General features: G+C 71.0%; 19 protein-coding genes. 10 read left to right on the forward strand and 9 right to left on the reverse strand.

Annotation, left to right across the window (positions count from 1 at the left end; all coding sequences use genetic code 11):
• Nucleotides 1-53: 53 nt before the first annotated feature.
• On the forward strand, nucleotides 54-3005 hold the full coding sequence (locus ACZ3I4_RS19905) for a 3-keto-alpha-glucoside-1,2-lyase-like domain-containing protein (RefSeq protein WP_465383422.1): 2952 nt from the start codon (nucleotides 54-56) through the stop codon (nucleotides 3003-3005).
• On the opposite strand, the gene ACZ3I4_RS19910 is transcribed toward ACZ3I4_RS19905, so the two are convergent.
• Complete coding sequence (locus tag ACZ3I4_RS19910) at nucleotides 3002-5257, reverse strand: putative bifunctional diguanylate cyclase/phosphodiesterase (protein WP_465383423.1); 2256 nt, start codon at nucleotides 5255-5257, stop codon at nucleotides 3002-3004. The genes ACZ3I4_RS19905 and ACZ3I4_RS19910 overlap by 4 nt on opposite strands.
• Nucleotides 5258-5443: 186 nt before the next feature.
• Between ACZ3I4_RS19910 and ACZ3I4_RS19915 the strand changes: the two genes are divergently transcribed.
• Complete coding sequence (locus tag ACZ3I4_RS19915; protein WP_465383424.1) at nucleotides 5444-5935, forward strand: anthrone oxygenase family protein; 492 nt, start codon at nucleotides 5444-5446, stop codon at nucleotides 5933-5935.
• Nucleotides 5936-5967: 32 nt separating this feature from the next.
• Entirely contained in the window at nucleotides 5968-6723 is a 756-nt protein-coding gene (locus tag ACZ3I4_RS19920) for an SDR family NAD(P)-dependent oxidoreductase (RefSeq protein WP_465383425.1), read from the forward strand.
• Nucleotides 6724-6733: 10 nt separating this feature from the next.
• On the opposite strand, the gene ACZ3I4_RS19925 is transcribed toward ACZ3I4_RS19920, so the two are convergent.
• The 3 genes from ACZ3I4_RS19925 to ACZ3I4_RS19935 are packed head-to-tail and all read right to left on the reverse strand — an operon-like array spanning nucleotide 6734 to nucleotide 8188.
• Complete coding sequence (locus ACZ3I4_RS19925; protein WP_465383426.1) at nucleotides 6734-7126, reverse strand: alpha/beta fold hydrolase; 393 nt, start codon at nucleotides 7124-7126, stop codon at nucleotides 6734-6736.
• Nucleotides 7127-7138: 12 nt separating this feature from the next.
• Nucleotides 7139-7525 (reverse strand): alpha/beta fold hydrolase, encoded by a 387-nt coding sequence (locus ACZ3I4_RS19930; RefSeq protein ID WP_465383427.1) that lies wholly within the window; start codon nucleotides 7523-7525, stop codon nucleotides 7139-7141.
• 27 nt (nucleotides 7526-7552) lie between these two features.
• On the reverse strand, nucleotides 7553-8188 hold the full coding sequence (locus tag ACZ3I4_RS19935) for a DUF2278 family protein (protein WP_465383428.1): 636 nt from the start codon (nucleotides 8186-8188) through the stop codon (nucleotides 7553-7555).
• 146 nt (nucleotides 8189-8334) lie between these two features.
• On the opposite strand from ACZ3I4_RS19935, the gene ACZ3I4_RS19940 reads away from it, so the two are divergent.
• The 7 genes from ACZ3I4_RS19940 to ACZ3I4_RS19970 all read left to right on the forward strand — a co-directional run bounded on the left by ACZ3I4_RS19940 (nucleotide 8335) and on the right by ACZ3I4_RS19970 (nucleotide 15111).
• Nucleotides 8335-10425, forward strand: a complete 2091-nt coding sequence (locus tag ACZ3I4_RS19940; RefSeq protein WP_465383429.1) for a sensor histidine kinase — start codon at nucleotides 8335-8337, stop codon at nucleotides 10423-10425.
• Nucleotides 10422-10847, forward strand: a complete 426-nt coding sequence (locus tag ACZ3I4_RS19945) for a roadblock/LC7 domain-containing protein (protein ID WP_465383430.1) — start codon at nucleotides 10422-10424, stop codon at nucleotides 10845-10847. The genes ACZ3I4_RS19940 and ACZ3I4_RS19945 overlap by 4 nt, the downstream gene beginning before the upstream one ends.
• Nucleotides 10844-11245 carry a DUF742 domain-containing protein gene (locus ACZ3I4_RS19950; RefSeq protein ID WP_465383431.1) on the forward strand — a complete coding sequence of 134 codons (402 nt, stop codon included), beginning with the start codon at nucleotides 10844-10846 and terminating at the stop codon, nucleotides 11243-11245. The genes ACZ3I4_RS19945 and ACZ3I4_RS19950 overlap by 4 nt, the downstream gene beginning before the upstream one ends.
• A complete protein-coding gene (locus tag ACZ3I4_RS19955) occupies nucleotides 11229-11825 on the forward strand; it encodes a GTP-binding protein (protein WP_465383432.1) in 597 nt (198 codons plus the stop codon). Before ACZ3I4_RS19950 ends, ACZ3I4_RS19955 begins: the two co-directional genes overlap by 17 nt.
• On the forward strand, nucleotides 11819-12769 hold the full coding sequence (locus ACZ3I4_RS19960) for an ABC transporter substrate-binding protein (protein WP_465383433.1): 951 nt from the start codon (nucleotides 11819-11821) through the stop codon (nucleotides 12767-12769). The genes ACZ3I4_RS19955 and ACZ3I4_RS19960 overlap by 7 nt, the downstream gene beginning before the upstream one ends.
• A 9-nt stretch (nucleotides 12770-12778) precedes the next feature.
• Nucleotides 12779-14170 (forward strand): pyridoxal phosphate-dependent decarboxylase family protein, encoded by a 1392-nt coding sequence (locus ACZ3I4_RS19965; protein WP_465383434.1) that lies wholly within the window; start codon nucleotides 12779-12781, stop codon nucleotides 14168-14170.
• Between the two features lie 728 nt (nucleotides 14171-14898).
• Nucleotides 14899-15111: a hypothetical protein gene (locus ACZ3I4_RS19970; protein WP_465383435.1), complete on the forward strand. Its 213-nt coding sequence runs from the start codon at nucleotides 14899-14901 to the stop codon at nucleotides 15109-15111.
• 347 nt (nucleotides 15112-15458) lie between these two features.
• On the opposite strand, the gene ACZ3I4_RS19975 is transcribed toward ACZ3I4_RS19970, so the two are convergent.
• From ACZ3I4_RS19975 to ACZ3I4_RS19995, 5 genes are read right to left on the reverse strand one after another with little or no spacing between them, the layout of a single operon-like run.
• The gene (locus tag ACZ3I4_RS19975) at nucleotides 15459-16787 is read right to left on the reverse strand and encodes a nitrate/nitrite transporter (RefSeq protein WP_465383436.1); all 1329 of its coding nucleotides are present in this window, start codon (nucleotides 16785-16787) and stop codon (nucleotides 15459-15461) included.
• Nucleotides 16784-17086, reverse strand: a complete 303-nt coding sequence (locus tag ACZ3I4_RS19980) for a Rieske (2Fe-2S) protein (protein WP_465383437.1) — start codon at nucleotides 17084-17086, stop codon at nucleotides 16784-16786. Before ACZ3I4_RS19980 ends, ACZ3I4_RS19975 begins: the two co-directional genes overlap by 4 nt.
• Entirely contained in the window at nucleotides 17083-19539 is a 2457-nt protein-coding gene (gene nirB, locus ACZ3I4_RS19985; protein WP_465383438.1) for a nitrite reductase large subunit NirB, read from the reverse strand. The genes ACZ3I4_RS19980 and nirB overlap by 4 nt, the downstream gene beginning before the upstream one ends.
• A gap of 1 nt (nucleotide 19540) precedes the next feature.
• Entirely contained in the window at nucleotides 19541-19888 is a 348-nt protein-coding gene (locus ACZ3I4_RS19990) for a molybdopterin oxidoreductase (protein ID WP_465383439.1), read from the reverse strand.
• 2 nt (nucleotides 19889-19890) lie between these two features.
• Nucleotides 19891-21960 carry a molybdopterin oxidoreductase family protein gene (locus ACZ3I4_RS19995; protein ID WP_465383440.1) on the reverse strand — a complete coding sequence of 690 codons (2070 nt, stop codon included), beginning with the start codon at nucleotides 21958-21960 and terminating at the stop codon, nucleotides 19891-19893.
• Nucleotides 21961-22021: the final 61 nt, after the last annotated feature.

Raw genomic sequence — 22021 nt, forward strand, 5'->3', positions numbered from 1 at the left:
AGCAAACGATGGTATTCACCACCCTGAATTCTCGCGGTAACCCTGGAGTGCCGATGAAACGTTTGTTCGTGGCCGCCCTGCTCGTGGGGACGTTCACCGCCGCGCCGGCCTATGCCGCCGCCGACCCGCCGCAGGAGCCGGGGGTGACCCTGAGAACCTTCGACATCGGGCTGCCCATGAGCCGGGTCTGCGAGCTCAAGCCAAGCCAGACGCCCAATGTGGACAAGCTGATGACCACGATCGACTGGTCCGCCACCGACCAGTTCGGACTGGACGACAACTTCATCACGCACGCGCTGGCCAACCTGACCGCGCCCGAGACCGGCACGTACGCCTTCCGGCTGGTCAGCGACGACGGCTCGAAGCTCTACGTCGACGACAAGCTGGTCGTCGACCACGACGGGCTGCACGACGTCGAGCCGCCCGGCGAGGGCACGATCGAGCTGACCGCCGGGGTGCACAAGCTGCGAGCCGAGCACTTCGACCGTACGGGCGGACAGCGTTTGACCTTGTCGTGGCAACCGCCGGGAGCCGGGGACTTCGCCGTCGTGCCGGCCGGCGCGCTGACCACCGACGCCGGGGTCGTGCGGGTCACCGCGCCCGGGCAGAAGGAGTGCGCCGAGGGCAGCGACGCCCCCGGGGACGGACTGCCGCTGTCCGCCGTGAACCCGGGCTACAACCTCACCAACCTGCGCCCGCCGGGCTTCGAGCCTCAGGTCACCGGCATCGCGTTCCGGCCCGACGGCAAGATGCTGATCTCCACGTGGGGCGGCTCGGACAAGGTCCTGGGCGAGGTCTACCTGGTCTCGAACGTCACCGGCACGACCGGGCCGGACAAGGTCACGTACAAGAAGGTCGCCTCCGGTCTCAAGGAGCCGATGGGCATCGCGGTCGTCGACGGCCTGGTCTACGTGTCGCAGAAGCACGAGCTGACCGAGCTCAAGGACACCGACAAGGACGACGTTCTCGACACCAGGCGCACGGTGGCCACGTGGCCGTTCGGCGGCAACTTCCACGAGTTCGCGTTCGGCCTGCTCTACAAGGGCGGCAACTTCTACGTCAACCTGTCCGTCTCGATCAACCTGGGCGGCGCGACGACCGACCCGCAGCCGGTCGGCGGGCGCGGCACACACATCGTGGTCAACCGCAAGAGCGGCAAGGTCACCACGGTCGCGGGCGGGCTGCGGACGCCCAACGGCATCGGCTGGGGTGAGGGCGGCGACATCTACGTCACCGACAACCAGGGTGGGTGGCTCCCCTCGTCCAAGCTGATCAAGATCGAGGAGGATGCGTTCTACAACCACTTCACCAACCCGGACGGCAAGTTCGACGCGAACCCCGTCACGCGGCCGGTGCTGTGGATTCCGCAGAACCAGATCGGCAACTCCCCCAGCACGCCGGTGCTGCTCAAGTCCGGGCCGTACAAGGGCCAGTTCGTGATCGGTGACGTCACGTACGGCGGTCTGCAGCGGGCCGCGCTGGAGACGGTGCACGGCGTCGAGCAGGGCGCGATCTTCCGGCACACGCAGGGCCTCGAAGCCGGCGTCAACCGGGTGGCGCTCGGGCCGGACGGCGCGATCTACGTCGGCGGCCTCGGCGCCGACGGCAACTGGGGGCAGGAGGGCAAGCTGCGGTTCGGCCTGCAGAAGCTCACCCCGAACGGCAAGAACGTCTTCGACATGAAGACCATGAAGGCCACCCCGACCGGGTTCAAGATCGAGTACACGAAGCCGCTCGCTTCCTCGACCATTGAGGGGCTCAAGGCGAAGTACGCCGTCGAGCAGTGGCGCTACGTGCCGACCGCGCAGTACGGCGGCCCGGAGGTCGACAAGGAGACGCTGGCGGTCACGGACGCGAAGGTCTCGGGCGACAAGAAGACGGCGACCCTGACCGTCCCGGGGCTGCGCAAGGACCGGGTTGTGCACCTACGCTCCCCGCGCCCCTTCGCGGCCGCCGACGGTGAGACGCTGTGGAGCACCGAGGCCTGGTACACGATGAACGAGAAGCCCGGCCCGCAGACCCAGCAGGTCTTCTACGAGGTCGAGGAGGGCAACCGCGAGGGCGGCTCGACGCTGGCGACCGACCACCGCGGGTTCACGGGCATCGGGTTCGTGGCCGGGTTCGGCGCGCTCAACGCCTCGACCACCAATCACGTCACGGTCGACAAGGCCGGCGACTACCGGGTGGGGCTGCGCTACTCCAACGGCCCCAACCCGTTCAGCGGCACCAAGACGGTCAGCGTCTACGTCAACAACAAGAAGATCCGGCAGGTGTCGCTGCCGTCCACGGTCACGTGGGACGAGTGGGCCTCGGTCTACGAGACGCTCAAGCTCAAGAAGGGCGTGAACACCATCCAATGGCGGGTCGACGCGTCCGACAGCGGGCACGTCAACCTCGACCAGATCAGCGTCCGCAAGCCGGGTCAGCGGATCGTGCTGTTCGACGGTCAGGGCCTCGACAACTGGCAGCACACCGACGGCCGGCGCCCGCAGTGGCCCGCGGTGGCGCCGAACGCGACCGAGGTCTGCTGCGGCGACCTGCGCACGATGGAGGCGTTCGGCGACTACAAGCTGCACGTCGAGTTCCGGGTGCCGCTGCTGCCGCCGGACGTGACCGGGCAGAACCGCGGCAACAGCGGTGTCTACCAGCAGGAGCGTTACGAAATCCAGATCCTTGACTCGTACGGCGACACGACGCCCGCCAACAACGAGGCGGGCGCGATCTACACGGTCAAGGCGCCGGACGTGAACGCGGCCACCGCCCCCGAGACGTGGCAGAAGTACGACATCACGTTCCGGGCGGCCCGCTACGACGAGGCCGGGGCCAAGACCGAGAACGCCCGCGTCACGCTCGTCTGGAACGGCCAGAAGGTCCACGACAACGTGGAGATCCCCAACGGCACCGGCGGCAACATCCCGGAGGGCCCGGCCACCGGCGCCATCCGCCTGCAGGACCACGGCAACAAGGTGCAGTACCGCAACATCTGGATCGAACCGGCCGCTTAGGCGGCCGTGGGCACCGCTTCCCAGTGCGGCGACGCGGCGATCATCTCGGTGGTCGCCGCGGCGCCGGCCGGACGGGTGTAGTAGTAGCCCTGGGCCGCGTCACAGCCCAGGTCGCGCAGCTTGGCCAGGGTCGCCTCGTCCTCGACGCCCTCGGCGATCGCCCGCAGCTTGAGCGAGTGGGCGAGGGCGATCATGGCCCGGACGACGCCCTCGCGGGTCTCGTCGGCGGCGATCCCCGACACGAAGCTCCGGTCGATCTTCAGCGCGTCCCAGTGCCGGTCGGCCAGGCGCGACACCGACGAATAGCCGGTGCCGAAGTCGTCGACGGCCACCGCCACCCCGTGCCGGCGCAGCTCGGCCAGCGTCCCGGTCATCACCGCGTCGTCGACCAGGGCCGTCTCGGTCACCTCGAGGATCAGCGACGAGGCCGGGGCGTCGTGCTCGTCCAGCGCGGCCAGCACCATGGGCACGAGCCGGGGGTCGCTGAGCTGGCGCGGGGACACGTTGACGGCCACCGGCGGGCGCCAGCCGAATTCGGTCAGCCACGCGTCCTGCTGGGTCAGCACCTCGCGCAGGACCTGCTCGAACAGCTGCCCGATCATGCCGTGGGTCTCGGCGTGCGGCACGAACTCGTCCGGCGGCAGCAGCCCGCGTTCCGGGTGCTGCCAGCGCACCAGGGCCTCCAGGGCGTACAGGCGGCCGGTCTCGAGGTCGATCTCGGGGTGATAGACGCAGAACAGCTCGCCGTTGACCAGGGCGTGCCGCAGCTCGGTGTCGAGCTTGAGGCGGGCGCCGGCCTCGGCGGCGTACCGGTCGTCGAACCGTTCGGCCCGGCCCCGGCCCCCACTCTTGGCCCGGTACATGGCCGTGTCGGCGTCGCGCAGCAGCGTGGCCGGGTCGGCGCGGAAGTCGCCGGTTGTCCGCACGCCGACCGAGACCGACGGGTAGAGCTCGACGCCGTCGATGACGATCGGCTCGGTGAACGTGGTGACCAGCCGCTCGGCCACACTGTCGGTGTCGGCGTCGGTGGCCTCGGGCATCAGGATGACGAACTCGTCGCCGCCGAGCCGGGCCACGATGTCGCGGCCGTCGCGCACCGAAGCCGCGATCCGCTCGGCGATCGTGACCAGCATCCGGTCGCCCGCCGCGTGGCCCAGGCTGTCGTTGACGTCCTTGAACCGGTCGAGGTCGCAGAACAGCAGCGCCACCTTGCTGCTGCCGTCGGCGGGCAGCTCGGCCAGCGCGAACGTGAGCCGGCGCAGCAGCTCGGTGCGGTTGGGCAGCCCGGTCAGCGCGTCCTGGGTGGCTCGCAGGCCCATGTCGTGCAGCGGGCGGCGGATGCGGATGGCGGCCAGCCCGGCCGAGACCAGGACGGCCACGCCGACGAGCTGGTCCGGGCCGTCGGCGGTCAGGGCGGCGTACGCGTCCAGGGCCAGCACGCCCGCCATCACCAGCAGATAGCGGCGCACGCTGAGGATGTTGGTGGAGACGTGCAGCGGGACGTTGAGCTGGGGCATCTGCGGGTGCAGGGCGGCCGCGCCGAGCAGCAGCGGCATGAGCATCCAGCCCAGGTCCATCCAGCCGCCGGAGTCGTACGTGCCGTTCAGGCTGGCCGTGGCGTAATAGGAGTCCGCGACGAACCAGGCCACCATGCCGGCCACCAGCAGCCGGGCCGGGGCGCGGCGCATCTCCATGCTCAGGCCCGCCCGCAGCGCGCCGAACAGCACGATCAGCGTGCCGACCGGGGTGCCCACCGCGACCAGGACAGCCAGCATCTCGCCGCCGCCGTTCAGGGTCGGGCTGATGATGTGGATCCAGTACTGGAGCGCGAGCGGGACGGTGAGCACGCCCGCCTCGAGGACGCTGTCGCGGCCCGCGTGGTGGCTCAGGCGAACCACGGCCGCGACGGCCAGCAGGTGCGCGGCGATGTAGAGCACGTCGGCGACCGAGGGGAACGGCGGGCTCGCGTGCACCAGGTCGTACCCGGCGAAGATGATGTCGCCCGCCGCCGACAGCGACAGCGCCGCGGCCAGCATGGTCCAGGCGGCCCGGTTGCGGGGCCGGCCCCGGTGCAGGCCGATCCACGCGGCCACGGCCCCGCTGGTGTTGATGGCCGGGAACATCCAGTTGGTGACCTGGTTCGGCGGGATCACGATGTACGCGACCGCCGCCGCCGTGCCGGCGAGCAGGAACCACAGCCACGCCCGGCCGGATCGGGTCGCGGCGCCGGGGCTTCCTGGCAGTGCGGGCATGGGGGCTCCACTCGTCATCACTTCGTCCCGCCCCGGCGGGGCACCGATGGTGCGGAACGCCAGTGGTGATCGGCACCGCCGTCGCCAACTTGACGGGGCGTCAGCGAAGTCACAGTGAGCCCTTCGCGTATGGGCCGTGGATCCTCAGCGATGTCCGGGCGCGCCGCGCGCCGGTTGACTGAGGGCATGTTCGCACTGAGAGTGACCGCGCTGATGGCGGCGACGATGACCATGGGACTGATGGCCGGCGTGTTCGGCCTGTACCAGCACACGGTGATGGTGGGTCTGGCCCGCACCGACGACCGCACGTTCATCGGGGCGTTCCAGGCCGTGGACCGGGCGATCCTCAACCCCTGGTTCCTGATCTCCTTCGCCGGGGCGCTGGTGTTCACCGCGGTGGCGGCGGTCCTCAGCCCCGGGCGGCGGATCCTGCCGTGGGTGCTGGCCGCGCTGGTGCTCTACCTGGTGGCCGTGGTCGTCACGATGGCGGTCAACGTGCCGCTCAACGATGCCCTCAAGGCGGCCGGCGACCCCGCGACGATGGCCTCCCCGGCCGCGGTGCGCGAGGCTTTCGACGAGGCCCGGTGGACCACCTGGAACCTCGTCCGCACCATCGCCACCACCGCCGCCTTCGGCTGTCTGTGCTGGACCCTGGTCGTGCGAGGCGAACTGGGATAGGGCCCGCCGGCGCGACGGCCTAGGCTTTTCTCATGAGCGACTTGGGGGCGGACGGCAACGGCGACTTCCGGGCGGACGGCGTCCGCGTGCTCGTCACCGGCGGCACCAGCGGCCTCGGCGCCGCCATGGCCGCGGCCCTCGTCGAGGCGGGGGCGCGCGTGGCGCTCACCGGCCGCGACGCCGGGCGGGCGGACGAAGCCGCGGCGACGATCGGTGCGGTGGGCATCGGCATGGACGTCCGGGACGAGGCTGCGGTCGAGCGCGGGGTGGCCCGGGCGTACGACGAGCTGGGCGGGATGGACGTCCTGGTCAACAACGCCGGCATCGGGATGCGTACGGTCAATCCGCGCTTCATGTCCGAGCCGCAGCCGTTCTGGGAGGTCTCCCCGGACGGCTTCCGTGATCTCGTCGCGACCAACCTGACCGGCTACTTCCTCGTCGCGCGTGCGGTGGTTCCGCGGATGCTGGAGGCGGGCGGCGGGCGGATCGTCAACGTGTCGATGAACCACGAAACGATGGTCCGGAAAGGCTTCGTCCCGTACGGTCCGGCGCGCGCCGGAGCCGAGGCGCTGAGCCGCGTCATGGCCGCCGACCTGGCCGGCACCAGCGTCACGGTCAACCTTCTGCTGCCCGGCGGCGCCACGGCGACCGGCATGGTGCCGGTCGCGGTGGACGGGCTGCTCGACCCCGCGATCATGGGACCACCGATCCGCTGGCTCTGCTCACCCGCGGCGGCCGGCGTCCACGACCAGCGCATCGTCGCGAAGGACTTCACGGCCACTCGGTGAGCAAAGGCCGTCAAACAGGGCCGTCCGGCCGCATTCTCCGCAGCCAGTCGGCGATCAGGGCCCGGCACAGGTCGCCCTGCTCGGAGACGAGATTGTGCCCGGCCGCGTCGAGCACGGCGAACGACGCCCGCGGGTAGTGACCGATCCGGCGCCAGGCGTCGGAGTAACCGACGACGTCGTCCTGCCGACCGGTGATGTGCAGGGCCGGTTGCGGGAAGGGTTCCGGATGGGCATCCTCCGGTTCCCGGTCGAGTGAATAGTTCTGGGCGATGCGATCGAGGGCACTCTGGTCGGCGCCGTCGAGGCCGGGCCGGACGTACTGCAGGAAGGCCCGGGCGTTGTCGGCCGACTCGACCACGGCGTCCTCCCGGTAGTGCTCGAGCGCGGCGCCGAGAAGCGGCACGATCTGCGGTTCCTACCTGAGCACAGTCCGGGGCGGCACGACCCGCTCGGCGTGCGGGGCGACGAAGACGCCGGCCACGGTGGCCAGCCCGAGAACCTGCGGCCGCAGCTCGTGCGCGACGTAGCGGGCGATCATCCCGCCGAACGAGTTGCCCAGAACGGCGAACGGCTCCCCGCCGATCCGCACCCGGATCTCGCCGAGCACCGCGTCCGCGAGCTCCTGCGAGCTGGTGACCGCCCCGGCCGGTGAGCCGGTCGCCCCCGGCAGGTCGAGATAGATGCGCCGCCACCGGCCCGAGCGCTCGAAAGCCGGATCCAGCGGGAGCAGACTGCGATGATCCAGACCGAAACCGTGGAGCAGAACCACCGGCGTGCCGGAACCTGTTTCGTGGGCGAACACGAGGCCAGACTAGGACGTACGGGGCCGCTACCGCTCGGGATGGCCGTCGTTGTCGGTGTGGTCGGACTGGGTGGAGAACTTCGAGAGGAAGAGGTCGAGACGGCCGTCCGGGCGGAGAGAGAAGGTGCCGCCGTCCTGCCAGATGCCGTTCTCAGGCCACCACTGCGAGCCGTACGGGTCGCCCTGGTTCTGGTGGACGTTGTGGATCCCGAGGCCGTGCTCGAAGGGCTCCCCGAAGACCAGGATGCGCCGGCCCGGCTCGAGCATCGGCTCGTACGCGGTCGCGGCCTCGAGGTTGGACCCCGTCGTCCACGGCCGGGCCGGCGCCACGAGCCGGCGCAGGAAGGACAGGCAGCCGGGAAGGTCGGCCAGCGCGGGATGGCGCTGGTAGTCGAGAGCGCCCGACCCGTTCACCCGGCCCAGCTCGTGATAGCCGGGCGGCCGGGCGGTCACCGGGCCCAGAGCGGACGGCGAGACCGTGAAGGACTTCCACTGCACGCCGGTGTCGCTGTTCTTGCTGTCCACGTCGACGGCGCACCGGTAGCGGCCGTCCGGGGCGTCCACCTCGAGGTTGACGTGGAACCAGCGGCCCTGGTCGTCGGGGCGGTCGCGGAAGTGGCGGTGCAGCGTGCCGGCCAGCACGCCGTAGCGGGCGAACGGCATGCCTGCAGTCAACCAGGCCGCCGCGGGAGACGGACTCCTCTTTCGGGTTGTCTTCGTGACTGGGCGTGGACTAGCACTCATCCCCGTCGATAGCGTTCCGACGCCGTTTGAACACGTTGCGTCGAGATCGACTGAGGTGAGTGCGCGTGTCCACGATTCGCCGCCGCGTGGCGCGGACGCTGGCGCTGCCGGTGGTCGCCGCCCTCGTGCTGCTGGCCGTGGTCGTGGCGGGCGAGGCCCGCGGCTACCGGCGGGCGGCCGGCTCGGCCGGGGCGGTGACCCGGGCCCTCGCCGTCCAGGATCTGGTGCAGGAACTGCAGACCGAACGCGGCCTGGCCGCCGGGCTGCTCGGGGGCAACGACAGCTTCCGGAGCGAGCTCGGACCGGCTCGGTCGCGGGTCGACGAACGCCGGACCGGTGTGCGGCCGTCGGCGCTGGACGCGCTGGGCGGGGTGCGTACCGCCACCGACAACGGCACGATCACCCGGTCCGACGCGTTCGGCTTCTACACCGGGCGGATCGCCGAGCTGAGCCGCCTCGACACCGGCCTGGCCGGCGCCGACGACCCGGAACTGCGCCGGGGCGCGCGGGTGCTGGAGGCGCTCGGCGACGCCAAGGAGGCCCTGGCCCAGGAGCGCGCCTTCCTCAACGGCGTCTTCTCGGCCGGCGGCTTCCGCGCCGGGGAGTTCCTGCAGTTCGTGACCATGCGCTCGGCCAAGGACACCGCCCTGGCCGCCTTCGCCCGCTACGCCACCGCCGATCAGCGCGCCTCGGCCGACTACGTGTTCGGCACCGGCGCCGGCGAGGTCGCCCGCTACTTCGAGGGGCTGGCGCTGGACTCCGGCGACGGCCGGGAGCTGCAGGTCAACCCGCAGACGTGGTGGTCGGCGCTGACCACCGTGCTGGACGACCTGCTGCGCCTGGAACAGCACGTCGGCTCGGTCATTCAGGCCCGCGCCGGTGAGCTGCGCGACCAGGGCGCGCGGCGGATGGGCGGGCTGGCCGCGATCGTGCTGCTCGGTCTGGCCGGCGCGGTCTACCTGGCCGTGGTCGCCTCCCGGTCGATCGCCCGGCCGCTGCGGGAGCTGGCCGAGCGGGCCGATCGCCTCGCGGTCGAAGACCTTCCCGACGCCGTACGCCGGGTGGCCGCCGGATCCTCCGAGGCCGGCCCGCCGGAGGTCAGCCCGCCGACCGGCGCCACCGCCGAGGTCTACTCCCTGGCCGGCGCGCTCGACCGGGTCCAGGCGACCGCCTACGCCCTGGCCACCGGGCAGGCGCAACTGCGGCGCGGCACCACCGAGTCGCTGGCCGACCTGGGCCGCCGCCACCAGAACCTGCTGCGCCGCCAGCTGGCCCTGATCACCCGGCTGGAACGCGAGGAGGCCGACCCCGGCGGGCTGGCCAACCTGTTCGAGCTCGACCACCTGGCCACCCGCATGCGCCGCAACGCCGAGAGCCTGCTCGTGCTGGTCGGCGCGAACAGCCCCCGCTCGTGGACCGAGCCGGTGCCCGTCGAGGACGTGATCCGGGCCGCCGTGGCCGAGGTCGAGGACTACCGCCGGGTCACCCTGCGCCGCGTCGACGAGACCCGGCTGATCGGGGCGTCGGCCACCGCGGTCGCCCATCTGCTGGCCGAGCTGGTCGAGAACGGCCTCTCCTTCTCCTCGCCCGAGGCCGACGTCGAGATCCAGGGCCGCCTGGTCGGCGAGCAGTACCTGATCGCCGTGGTCGACCAGGGCATCGGCATGACCAGCGCCGACCTGGCCGAGGCCAACCGGCGGCTGCGCGGCGAGGCCGACTTCCTCGCCGCCCCGGCCCGCTATCTGGGTCACTACGTCGTCGGCCGGCTCGCCCGCGAACTGGGCGCCGACGTGGTGCTGACACCGTCGCCGGTCACCGGGGTCACCGCCCGCGTCGCGCTGCCGGCCACGCTGATGGCGGTTCCCGAGATCCTCCTGCCGGCCCCGGTGACCGTGGAATACCAGCCCGCACCGGCGCCCGCCCTGCCTCAGCAACGGCATGCTTCGCCGCCCGAGACCGACTCCGCCCGTACGGCCAACGGGTTGCCCCGGCGCCCGCCGCGCACCCCGCGCGTGGCCCGGCTGCACCCCGTGCCCTCCCCGCCGCCCGCCGACGAGCTGGACGGGGAGCCCGAGGACGTGCGGTCCCGGCTGACCGCGTTCCGCGGCGGGGTCGCCCGGGGCGCCGGGACCCTCCCCCACCAGGAGCACCGATGAACGCGCAGGCCACGGCCGATCGGCATCAGTTCAACTGGCTGCTCGGCAACTTCGTCCAGCACACCGACGGCGTACGAGATGCCGTCGCGGTCTCGTCGGACGGGCTGCTGGTGGCCGCCTCCGAGGGGCTGGACCGGGGCGACGCCGACCACCTCGCCGCCATCGTGTCCAGCCTGGCCAGCGTCGCCCGCAGCGCGTCCCGCCGGTACGACTTCGACGGCCTGAAACTGATCATGATCGAGATGCGGCGCGGGTTCCTGCTCGTCTCGGTGATGCACGGCGGCAGCTGCCTGGGGGTGGTGGCCGGCTCGGAGAGCGACATCGGGCTGGTCGGCTACGAGATCTCGCGGCTGGCCGAGCGGTTCGGGACGATGCTGACCCCGGCGCTGATCGCGGACTCGCGCCGGCACCTGCGGCCATGATCCCCGATCCGCGCATGATCCCGCGGGCCGCGACGCCCCCGCCGGCGCCCCCGCGCCCGGAACCGGAACCGCCGGAGGACGTCTTCCTGCGGCCCTTCATGGTCACCGGCGGGCGGACCCGGCCGCAGACCGACGGCCTGCGGGTCGAGACGCTGCTGCACGCCACCGCGGCCGCGCTCACCGCGCCGCTGCGGTTCGAGGCCCGCCGGATCGTCGCGCTCTGCCGGACCCCGCAGGCCGTGGCCGACCTGGCCATCGCGCTGCGGCAGCCGCTGGGCGTGGTGCGGGTGCTCGCGGCCGACCTGGTCGCGGCCGGGCATCTGCGCATCGAGGACCAGCTGGGCGAGCTTCCGCTCGCGTTGATCGAAAGGATCAGGGACCGTGTCAGCGCGCTCTAGCGGGGCGTTACCCCCGGTCGCCGTCAAGATCGTCATCAGTGGCGGGTTCGGCGTCGGCAAGACCACGTTCGTCGGCGCCATCAGCGAGATCGAGCCGCTGGTGACCGAGGCCGAGCTGACCGAGCGTTCGGTGGGGGTCGACGACACCTCGGCCGTACGGGGAAAGACCACGACGACTGTGGCCCTCGACTTCGGCCGGATCACCCTGGACGAGGCGTTGCTGCTGTATCTGTTCGGCACGCCCGGGCAGGACCGGTTCGCGTTCCTCTGGGACGACCTCGTGGACGGGGCGCTGGGCGCGGTCGTGCTGCTCGACACCCGGCGGCTCGAGGACTGCTTCGCCGCCGTCGACTACTTCGAGGACCACGACATCCCGTTCCTCATCGGCGTGAACGCGTTCGACCAGGCGCGCCGGTTCGACCTGGCCGAGGTGCGCGACGCCCTCGGCATCGACCCGCGGGTGCCGGTCGTCGAATGCGACGCGCGGCGGCGGGAATCGGTGAAGGGAGTGCTGATGGCTCTGACCGAGGAAGTGCTCGCCCAGCGGCTGGCCCGGACCTCGGCGACGGCGCCATGGTGAGGGCCCTGGTCGCGCTCGTGCTGGTGGCGGCGCTGGGCGGCTGCTCGGCCCCGGAGACCGCGATCGTTGCCCCGCCCGGCGCGCCCCGGGCCTCGGCCTGCGGCACCGTCCGGATCGCGGTGAACCCGTGGGTCGGCTACTCGGCCAACGTCGCGGTCGTCGCCCATCTGCTGCGGCAGGAGCTGGGCTGCACGGTGGAGACGCCGGAGCTGACCGAGGAGGCTTCCTGGCAGGGCCTGGCCCGCGGCGACCTCGACGTCATCCTGGAGAACTGGGGCCACGACGACCTCAAGAAACGCTACATCGACGACCAGCGGGTGGCCGTCGAGCTGGGGCTGACCGGCAACAAGGGGGTGATCGGCTGGTACGTGCCGCCGTGGCTGGCCGCCGAGCACCCCGACATCACCGACTGGCGCAACCTCAACCGGTACGCCCCCATGTTCCGCACCGGCGCCTCCGGGCCGCACGGGCAGTTCCTGGCCGGTGACCCGTCCTTCGTCACCAACGACGCCGCGCTGATCCGCAACCTGAAGCTCGACTACAAGGTGGTCTACGCGGGCAGCGAGAACGCGCTCATCGAGGCGTTCCGCCGGGCCGAGCGCACCCGGACCCCGCTGATCGGCTACTTCTACGCGCCGCAGTGGCTGCTGTCCGAGATCGAGCTCGTGCACGTGCCGCTGCCCCGCTACACGCCCGGCTGCGACAGCGACCCGCGGAAGGTCGCCTGCGACTACCAGCCGTACGACCTCGACAAGATCGCCCGCGCGTCGTTCGCCCGGTCCGGCAGCCCCGCGGCCGAGCTGGTCAAGCGGTTCTCCTGGACCGACGAGGACCAGAACGCCGTCGCCCGCGACCTCACCGTGGCCAAGATGAGCCCCGACCAGGCCGCGCGCCGGTGGCTCGACGCCAACCGGGCGACCTGGCAGGAGTGGATGCCGAAGTAGCCTGCACCCATGTCGGATCTTCTGGGTCAGGTGCACGCGGCCGCGGGGCCCTATCTCGAGTCGCTCGCGACCCGGCCGGTGCAGGACCGGGAGGCTCTGGAGCACCTGGCCTCGCTGGGCGGGCCGCTGCCGGCGGCCGGCGCGGATCCGGCTCAGGTGATCGAGCGGCTGCTGGCGGTGGGGACGGCCGCCGGCACCGCGTCGTCCGGGCCACGGTTCTTCCACTTCGTGACCGGGGGCGTGACCCCCGCCGCGCTGGCAGCCGACTGGACGGCGGCGCTGCTCGACCAGAACGCGTTCTCGAAGATCTCGTCCCCGTTCGCCCACGAGGTCGAGACGATCGCCCTCGGATGGCTGCGGGAACTGTTCGGGCTGCCCGAATCGTGGGGCGGCGCGCTCGTGGCCAGCGCGACGTTCGCCAACTTCACATCGCTGGGCTGCGCGACCCAGTGGTGGGGCTTCCAGCACGGGGTCGACACGGCCGAGGACGGGCTGGCCGAGCTGCCCCGCATGCCGGTGCTGTCGTCGGGCTTCGTGCACGCCAGCGCCCGCAAGGCGTTGCAGATGCTCGGGCACGGGCGCAACTCGGTGACGGTCTGCGCCCGCGACGACGTGGGCCGCGTCGACCTGAGCCTGATGCGGCGGCACCTCGAGTCGCTCAAGGGCGCGCACGCTGTGATCATCGCCAACGCGGGCGAGGTGAACGCGGGCCACTTCGACCCGATCGCCGAGATGGCCCGCCTGGCCGGGGAGTTCGGCTGCTGGCTGCACGTGGACGGGGCATTCGGGCTGTTCGCGGCCCTCTCGCCGCGCACGTCCGGGCTGGTGGCGGGCATCGAACGGGCCGACTCGATCGCCGCCGACGGGCACAAGTGGCTCAATGTCCCGTACGAGAGCGGGTTCGCCCTGATCAAGGATCCGGCCCGGCTGGGGGCGGCGTTCGGGATGCCGGGCGCGGCCTATCTGCCCGGCGCCGGGGACCCGGCCGCCGGCTTCGCGCTGTCCGGCCCCGAGTCGTCGCGGCGGGCCCGGTCGCTGCCGATCTGGGCGACCCTGGCCGCGTACGGCAAGGACGGTCATCGCGCCATGGTCGAGAAGCACCTCGATCTGGCCCAGCGCCTCGCCGGCCTGGTCGACGCCGCGCCCGACCTGGAACGCCTGGCCGACGTGCCGCTGTGCATCGTCTGCTTCCGCGCGGCCCCGCCCGGCGTGACCGACCTCGACGACTTCAACCGCCGCCTGGGCGCCGCCCTGCTGGCCGACGGCCGGGTCTACGCCGGCACCACCCTCTACGGCGGCCGCGTCGCGCTGCGCCCGGCCATCGTCAACTGGCGCACCACCGAGGCCGACATCGACTTCTTCGTCGACGTGGTCCGCGAGCTGACCCAGAACCTCCGCTGACGGCAACCAGGCTGCTGTCACCGGCGACCGGTGGGACGTAGGAGCACGGCGTAGAGATCACGGGAACCCGGCTCGTGGACGCTTCCGTCGGCGTCGCGTCCGAGCGGAACCGACTCACCGGCAGAGGGGCCTGAACTCCTGCACATCGACCAGCGGTGAACAGTCGTCCCCTCGTGCTTCGTCCTGTCCGACGACAACGACGGCTTCGCCGGGAAGGTCTTAGGGATGGTGCGCAATTCCGCGACCGTGATCGTGCTGACCTGCCGATCGAACGCCTTGCAAGTGCTTCTCGCTGACTACGCCGTGTGTCGATCTTTTATGTATTGACCTCTGCCGAGAACGCGACTATGCCGAGGATTCTGCGCGTGCGCTGGTCGGACCGTCGGAGGAAGGGGCGCTCGTTGGCATAGTTCCCGCTCATGCCGACGGCCAACGGGGATGCGGAGAAGGCCACGGTTCCCCGTTGAGCCGGTCGATTGCCGATGTCTACCATTCCCGCATGGATCCAGCCGATCGAGAGTTGAACGCCGAGGAGTTGGCGATCGCCGTGTGGGCGGCGACGGAACCAGGCTCAGGGCGGTTCCACCCAACTGAGAAACGATCGGACTTGGCAGCGCTTTCGGATCGCTTCAATGAACTGCGGTGCCGTGGGCAGGGACACCTCGAAATCGGATTGCCGGACCGGGAGTACCCGCTCTTGACCGTTGGGTTCCGAAGGGAACCATGCGGTGATCCATCTCTTTCCCAATGCTGATCAGGTGTTTCTCCTGGGAGGAGACGGCACCGCTCCCTCGACTGCTGAGGTTGAGGTCCCGGTCATTGATGACGCGGTGGTGTTCACCGGCGACTTCGTCCTGGATGTCGATCAGGCGTGGGATTGTGTTCGCAGCTTCGTTCGGACGGCGTCGCCCAGTCGTTTGGGCCAGTGGTGGGAGCTGTAGCCGCCTGCGGAGGACGTGCCGGTGTTCCTAGGCCGTCAGGGCGAGGACTTTTTCATGGAACTTGACCGGCGCGGCGCCGAGTTGCTTTTCCAAGTTCTGACCGGGCGTGAGGAGAAAGCAGCGATATGCCGGCCGGAGGGTCGGCGACGACCGCCCCAATCCGCCCCCCGACGGCGGTCAGAGTCAGTGCAGACGAGTTCGCGTCGTGCCCGGCCACCGGTAACGTCCCGGGCTCGCGCTACGGCCGGGGCGATCTCGCAGGTCGCGAGGCGAGCCGGGTGCGGGCCGGGGTGCGGTTGGGGGCGGGCACGACGCGTACGTCCGGGGTGGTGGTTTTCGAAGGTGCTTCAGACCCGCTGGTGGGCCGGGCGCAGATAGACGGCCCAGGTGACCAGGACGCAGAGGGCGTAGAAGGCGATGAAGGCCACGTAAGCGGCGTCGGCCTCCTTGGTGGACAGGAAGGACTGGCGGAAGGCCAGGTTAACCAGCACGCCGCCGAAGGCGCCGATCGCGCCCGCGAAACCGATGACCGCGCCGGAGAGGCGGCGGGCCTCGTGGTCGTCGCCGGGGTGCTTGCGCTTGAAGATGGCCGGGATCATTTTGTACGTCGAGCCGTTGCCGATGCCGCTGAACACGAACAAGGCGATGAACCCGACGATGTAGAGCGGCAGCGACCGCAGCTGGGCCGCGATCAGCACGGTCGTCGCGCCGGCGGCCATCGCGATGAAGTTCACGAACGTCACCCGGGCGCCGCCGAGCCGGTCGGCCAGGGCGCCGCCGACCGGGCGGATCAGCGAGCCCAGCAGCGGGCCCAGGAACGTCAGGTAGGCGGCCTTGACCGGGGTGCTGAACACGTCGGCGAACTGCACCTGCAGCACCTGGCCGAACGCGAAGCCGAAGCCGATGAACGAGCCGAACGTGCCGATGTAGAGCAGGGACATGACCCAGGTGTGCGGTTCGCGGACGGCGTCGCGCATGCCCCGCTTCTCGTTGCGGGCCTGCGACAGGTTGTCCATGTAGAGGGCCGAGCCCAGGGCGGCCAGCACGATCAGCGGGATGTAGATGCCGGCCACGATCCCGGGTCGGCCGGCGCCGAAGACGGCCAGCACGAACAGGCCGACGAGTTGCACCGCGGCCACGCCGAGGTTGCCGCCGCCCGCGTTGATGCCGAGCGCCCAGCCCTTGAGCCGGTCCGGGTAGTACGCGTTGATGTTGGTCATCGACGACGCGAAGTTGCCGCCACCCACGCCGGCGACCGCCGCGATGATCAGCAGGGTCGAGTAGTCGACGCCCGGGCGGATCAGGAACGCGGCCAGGATCGAGGGGACGAGCAGGAGCGCGGCGCTGAAGACGGTCCAGTTGCGGCCGCCGAAGCGGGCCACGGCGAAGCTGTACGGGATCCGCAGGGCGGCCCCGACCAGCGTGGGCACGGCGGTGAGCAGGAACTTGCCGGCCGGGTCGATGCCGTATTCGGGGCCGAGGAACAGCACCAGCACCGACCACAGCGACCACACCGAGAAGCCGATGTGCTCCGACGTGATCGAGAACAGGAGGTTGCGGCGGGCGATCGGCGCGCCGGTCGTGTCCCAGAACTCGCGGTCCTCGGGCCGCCAGTCGTCGATCCAGTGGCCCTTGATCGTGGCGGCCGGGCGGACCGCGGGCAGGGTGGCAGTCATGAGGGTTCCCCCAGCAGAATCCGGTCGTTGTCGACGTGCACGTCATAAACAGCGAGGTCGGGCTGGCCGCTCAGCGAGCAGCCGGTGGTCAGGTCCCAGGCGTTCAGGTGCAGCGGGCACAGCACCTGTTTGAGGTCGATCTGCCCGTCCGCGAGGGGGCCGCCCTTGTGCGGGCAGACGGCCTGGGTGGCGCGCAGCGAGCCGTCGCGCAGCCGGAAGACGGCGATCATCTGACCGTCCACGGCGAAGGTGCGGCCCTCGCCGGGCGGGATCTCGTCGACGAATCCGATGGCCCTCATGCGCGCACCGGAACCTGCGGGAGGACCGTCAGCGGCAGGGACGTGCGGAACTGGCCCGGGGTGGCCGGCTGCTCGCGGTCCTTCCACGGGTCGCGATAGGCCGCCACCGAGGCGTCCATCGCCGCGTCCAGGGCGGCCGCGATCCCGTCGGAGTCGCCGACGACGATCTCCCGCACCCGCTCGATGCCGATGCGGGGCACGAACGCGTACGTCCGCTCCAGCCAGTTCGCGTTCTCCCGGTAGTACTGCAGGAATCGGCCGGTCAGCACGATCACCTCGTCGGCGCTGTCCACGGTGGCGAGCAGGTCGCCCTTGCGGATGTGCGCCCCGGCCGCGCCGCCGACATAGATCTCCCACTTGCCGCCGTCGATGGCGACGACCCCGAGATCCTTCACGTACGCCTCGGCGCAGTTGCGCGGGCAGCCGGTGACCGCGAGCTTCATCTTGCCCGGCCCCTCGATGCCCTGATAACGCTCCTCGAGCGCGATCCCCAGGGCCGTCGAATCGCCCACCCCGAACCGGCAGAAGTCCGAGCCGACGCAGGTCTTGACCGTCCGGAAGCTCTTCCCGTACGCGTAGCCCGACGGCATGTCCAGGTCGGCCCACACCTGCGGCAGCTTCTCCTTGGGGATGCCGAGCAGGTCGATGCGCTGGCCGCCGGTCAGCTTGACCATCGGCACGTCGTGCTTCTCGGCCACCTCGGCGATCCGGCGCAGCTGGGCCGGGGTGGTGACGCCGCCCTTCATCTGCGGCACCACCGAGAACGTGCCGTCGCGCTGGATGTTGGCGTGCACGCGGTCGTTGATGAACCGGGCGTCGCGCTCGTCGACGTACTCGCCGCCCCACATCATCTTGAGCAGCGACGCGAGGCCCATCTTGCTCTTGGCGTCCTCCTCGCCGCCGAGCTTGCCGAAGACCGCGGAGACGGATTTCAGCTCGTGCAGGCGGATGGCGTTCATCAGTTCGGCCTTGGGCATCGGGATGCCGGGCACGTAGTACGACGCGGCCGGGTCCTCCTCGGCCTCGCCGCCCGCGGCCCATTCGACGATCCGCTGCACCACGCTCTTGCAGGTGCCGCAGCCCTTGCCGGCGCGGGTCTTGTCCATCACCCCCGACACGGTCCGGCAGCCGGACTGCACGGTCGCGCAGATCGTGCCCTTGCTGACGCCGTTGCAGTTGCAGACCTGCTCGTCGTCCGGCATGTCCTCGACCTTGACCTCGCCGGCCGGGCCACCCAGGTCGAACATCAGCTCGGCCCGTTCCTCGGGCAGCGCGAGCCCGCGGTCGAAGGCCTGCATGAGGAACGCGACCTTGCGGACGTCACCCACCATGGTGGCGCCGACGAGCCGCCCGTCGCGGATGATGACGTTCTTGTAGATGCCCCGCCTGGGCTCGGTGAACGTCAGCGACTCGTCGTCGTCGCGCTCCGGCTCCCGCAACCCCATCGAGGCCACGTCGACCCCGGCCACCTTGAGCTTGGTGGCCACCTGGGAGCCGTGGTACTCGGCGTGCGGGTTCACCCCGGTCAGGTGATCGGCCAGCACCTTGGCCTGATCCCAGAGCGGAGCGACCAGCCCGTACGTCTCCCCGCGGTGCTGGGCGCACTCCCCCACCGCGTAGATGTCCGGCTCGTCCTGCGCGCGCATCTGGTCGTCCACGACGACGCCGCGCTCGACGACCAGACCGCTGGCCGCGGCCATCTCGGCGTTGGCCCGGATGCCCGCCGCCACCACGACCACGTCGCAGGCGATGACCCGGCCGTCGGCCAGCTTGACCCCGGTGACCGCGTGCTTGCCCAGGATCTCGGTGGTCTGGGCGTTGACGACGACCTCGATGCCGAGCTTGGCCTCGATGGTCGCCCGCAGAGTGTCCCCGGCGACCGGGTTGAGCTGCGCATTCATCAGGTGCCCGGCCGCGTGGATCAGGGTGACGTGCGGCAGGTGGTTCTGCAGGCCGCGGGCCGCCTCCAGGCCCAGCAGGCCGCCGCCGATGACCACGGCGCGTTCGTGCTCCTTGGCGTACCGGATCATCGCCCGGGTGTCGTCGAGGGTGCGGAACGCGAACACGCCCTGGTGGTAGCCGCGGCCGGGCCGGTGGATGCCGGGGATCGGCGGCACGAAGGCGCGGCTGCCGGTGGCGATGATGAGCTTGTCGTACGGGGTGGCCGTGCCGTCCTCGGCGTAGACCATGCGGGCGAACCGGTCGATGCGCTCGATCCGGGTGCCGGTGTGCAGCGTGATGCCGTTGTCGGCGTACCAGGAAAGGTCGTTGAGAAAGATCCCGGATTCGTCCTCCACGCCCGCGAGGACGTTCGACAGCATGATCCGGTTGTAGTTGCCGTACGGCTCGTCGCCGAACATGGTGATGTCGAAGTCGCCGCCGCGGGCCAGGATCTCCTCGACCGTACGGGCGCCGGCCATGCCGTTGCCGATGACCACAAGACGTTGCCGCATGTCAGATCTCCACGAGGCCGAAGTCGACGATGACGGTGCCGGAGACCCCGGCCGGGGCGGCCAGCCACAGCTCGACGGCGGTGCCCGGGGCAAGGTCCTCGACGACCCGCAACGGCACGTGCACGTCGCCCCTGGCGCCGATCGGGAAGTACCGCATCGGGCTGCCGTCGCGCATCAGCACGACGCTGATCAGCTCGGCGGCCGCGTTGCCGCCCCGGAAATAGACCGCCTGCGTGGTGTAGCCGTCAGGGACGACATAGGACAGGGCCGGGTCGATCGGGGCGGGGCGGTCCAGCCCCTTGCCCTCGTACGGGAAAACGCCTTGCAGGAATCGTGGGGTGGAGTGCACCGCTAATCGGTTCCTTCCGTGTGAAGTGTGATCGCGACCGCGCAGGCCTTGAACGCGGGCATGCGCGAATGCGGGTCGAGGGCGGGATTGGTGAGCGCATTGGCGCCGGGCCAGTGGAACGGGGCGAAGACGGTGTCCGGCCGGATGCCGTCGGAGAGCCGGGCCCGCAGCACCGCGGCGCCGCGGCGGCTGCGCAGCTCGACCAGGTCGCCGTCGGCGATGCCGTGCCGGCGGGCCAGGTCGGGGTGGATCTCGGCGCGGGGCTCCGGCAGCGCCACGGTGAGCGCCTTCACCCGGCGGGTCTGGTTGCCGCTCTGGTACTGCTGCATGTTGCGGCCGGTGGTGAGGACGTACGGGTAGGACCGGTCGGGCATCTCGGCCGGATCCCGGTGATCGACCCGGATGAACCGCGCCCGGCCCGAAGCCGTGGGAAACCCGTCGGCGAACAGGCGCGGCGTGCCCGGATGGTCCTCGCTGGGGCAGGGCCAGAAGACGCCGTCCTCGTTCTCGATGCGCTCGTAGGTGATCCCGGCGTAGTCGGCGATCCCTCCGGCGCTGGCCCGGCGCAGCTCCTCGAAAACCGTGCGCGGATCGCTGGACTCCTCGCGGCCGAGGCGCCGGGACAGCTCGGCCAGCATCTCCAGGTCGGTCCGGACGTCGGGCGGCGGCGGCAGCGCGCGCTTGCGGCGGATCACCCGGCCCTCGAGGTTGGTCATCGTGCCCTCCTCCTCGGCCCACTGGGCGGTCGGGAGCACAACGTCGGCGAGGTCGGCCGTCTCGGAACGGAAGATGTCGGAGACGACCAGGAAGTCGAGGTCGCCCAGCTTGCTCATCACCCGGTTGCTGTTCGGGGCGCTGACGGCGATGTTGCTGGCCAGGACCATCAGGACACGCACCTTGGTGCCGAGATGATCGAGCATTTCGTACGCGGACTCGCCCGGCCCGGGCAGCTCGTCCGGGTCGATGCCCCACACCCCGGCGACATGCTTGCGGGCCGCCGGATCGTCCAGTTTGCGATAGCCGGGCAGCTGGTCGGCCTTCTGCCCGTGCTCGCGGCCGCCCTGACCGTTGCCCTGGCCGGTGATGGTCCCGTACCCGGAGAAGGGCCGGCCGACCAGTCCAAGAGCCAGGGCCAGATTGAGGTACGCCTGGGCCGTGTCGGTGCCGTTGCTGTGCTGCTCGGCCCCGCGCGCGGTCAGGATCATCGCCGGTCGCTCGGTGGCGAGCAGCCGCACGGTCTGCCTCAGCAGGCTCTCCGACACGCCGGTCATCCGCTCGACCCGCTCGGGCCAGTACGAGTTGGTGGCCGTCCGGACCGCCTCGAACCCGCTCGTGCGGTCGCGGATGTAGTCCTCGTCGAGGTAGCCCTCGCGTACGGCGATGTGCAGCAACCCGTTGGCCAGGGCCAGATCGGTGCCCGGCAGCGGTTGCAGATGCAGGTGGGCGCCCGCCGCCGTGTTGGTGCGCCGCGGGTCGACCACGATGTGCCGGGCGCCGTTCTCCCGCCCGGCGTCCAGGTACTGCATGCTCGGCGGCATCGCGTCGGCCGGGTTGGCCCCGGCCAGCAGCACCGTCTTCGCCCGGGCCACGTCCTCGAGGGGGAACGGCAACCCCCGGTCGATCCCCAGCGCCCGGTTGGCCGCGGTGGCCGCGCTCGACATGCAGAACCGGCCGTTGTAGTCGATCGAGGCGCTCTTCAGCGAGACCCGGACGAACTTCCCGAGCGCGTACGCCTTCTCGTTCGTCAGCCCACCCCCGCCGAACGCGCCGACACTGTCCCGGCCGTACGCCCTCTGGGCCGTGGTGATCGCCGCAACGATCTGGTCGAGGGCCTCGTCCCAGCTCGCCTCGCGGAACGGGCTGGTGCGGTCGCCGGGTTCCTTGCGGACGAGCGGGGTGAGCAGCCGGTCCCGGTGGTCGAGCAGGTCGGCGGCGGTGAAACCCTTGGCGCAGAGCCCGCCCTTGTTGACCGGGAAGTCGCGCGGTTCGAGCTTGACCCGGGGAACCTCCGGGGTCAGCGTCATGCCGCACTGCAGAGCGCAGTAGGGGCAATGCGTATCGGTCGCCGTCACACCCCGAATACTCGGGGCCGTTTGTTTACCGGCGGCACCTTTACCGTTGCGCCGGCGTACG

This window comes from Actinoplanes sp. NPDC021490 (genome assembly GCF_055562135.1).